At 67.6% G+C, this 423-nt stretch carries 1 pseudogene; it reads left to right on the forward strand.

Annotation, left to right across the window (positions count from 1 at the left end):
* Positions 1–423 (forward strand): annotated as a pseudogene (locus tag G3I78_RS49040) (family 65 glycosyl hydrolase); the annotation flags it as partial.

The following is a 423-nucleotide window of genomic DNA, read 5'->3' on the forward strand; positions in this document are numbered from 1 at the left end:
ACGACAACCTCTTCACCAACGTCATGGCGCGGTTCAACCTGCGCGCGGCGGCGTTCGTCGTCGAGCGCATGAAGGCCGAGCACCCCGAGGACTACGCGCTCCTCGTGGACCGGCTCGGGCTCGGCGCCTACGAGGCCGCGGAGTGGGTGCGCGCGGCCGACCACATGTCGATCCCGTACGCCGAGAGCATCGGGATCCACCCGCAGGACTCGCACTTCCTCGAGCGCGAGATCTGGGACCTCGCGCATACCCCGGCGAACAAGCGGCCCCTCCTGCTGCACTACCACCCGCTCGTCATCTACCGCTACCAGGTGCTCAAGCAGGCCGACGTCGTGCTCGCCCTGTTCCTGCAGGGCCAGCACTTCACGGCGGAGGAGAAGCTCGCCGACTTCGAGTACTACGACCCGTTGACCACGGGCGACT

Origin of the sequence: Streptomyces sp. SID13726 (genome assembly GCF_010548375.1) — a bacterium.
Taxonomy (GTDB): Bacteria; Actinomycetota; Actinomycetes; order Streptomycetales; family Streptomycetaceae; genus Streptomyces.